The sequence below is a fragment of the Achromobacter sp. Marseille-Q0513 genome (genome assembly GCF_018195695.1).
In the GTDB taxonomy this organism is placed as follows: Bacteria; Pseudomonadota; Gammaproteobacteria; order Burkholderiales; family Burkholderiaceae_B; genus Achromobacter.
The window spans coordinates 1-817 of the sequence record NZ_JAGTJY010000403.1 but is presented as its reverse complement, the minus strand read 5'-3'; the positions used below and the strand labels follow the sequence as shown (position 1 = coordinate 817).

1 protein-coding gene is annotated in these 817 nt (G+C 70.6%); it reads left to right on the top strand.

Going from position 1 to position 817, the window contains the following annotated elements; genetic code table 11:
• The coding region (locus tag KDH83_RS30925; protein ID WP_212322892.1) for an Ig-like domain-containing protein at positions 1-817 on the top strand (817 nt) is incomplete at both ends.

The following is an 817-nucleotide window of genomic DNA, read 5'->3' as shown; positions in this document are numbered from 1 at the left end:
GCCGTCACCGGCATCTCGATCGCCGACGTGGACGCGGGCAGCGGCGTCGTCACCCTGACCCTGGCCGTGCCCGCCGGCACGCTCGCGGCGCTCAACGGCAACGGCGTCACCGTCACCGGCTCCGGCAGCGGCACGCTGGTGCTGACCGGCTCGATCGCCGACATCAACGCCTACATCGCCGCCAGCCGCGTCAGCTATCTGTCCGCTCCCAACGCCAACGGCGACGTCACGCTGACGGCTACCGTCAACGACCTGGGCAATACTGGCTCCGGCGGCGCCCTCTCCGCCAGCGACACGGTCGTCCTGCGCATCGCGGCGGTCAATGACGCGCCCGTCATCACCGTGCCGGCCGGGGGCATCAACCTGACCGAGGACATCGCGAAGGCCATCACCGGCATCTCGTTCAGCGACGTGGACGCCGACGCCGGCCAGCTGACCGTCACCCTGTCCGTGCCGGCCGGCGCGCTGTCGGCCAACAGCGGGGCAGGCATCGTCGTTGGCGGCACGGCGACCGCCATGACGCTGACTGGCACGCTGGCGGACCTGAACGCCTTCATCGCGGCGAGCAAGGTGCTCTACACGCCCGCCGCCAACGCCACCGGCCTGGTCACGCTGACCGTCAGCATCAATGACAACGGCAACACCGGCGCGGGCGGCAGCCTGAGCGACACCAAGACCGTCGACCTGAACATCGCGGCGGTCAATGACGCGCCGACGATTGCCGTGCCGGTCCGGCTCGATTTCAGCGAAGACACGGCCGGCGCCGTCACCGGCATCTCGATCGCCGACGTGGACGCGGGCAGCGGCGTCGTCACCC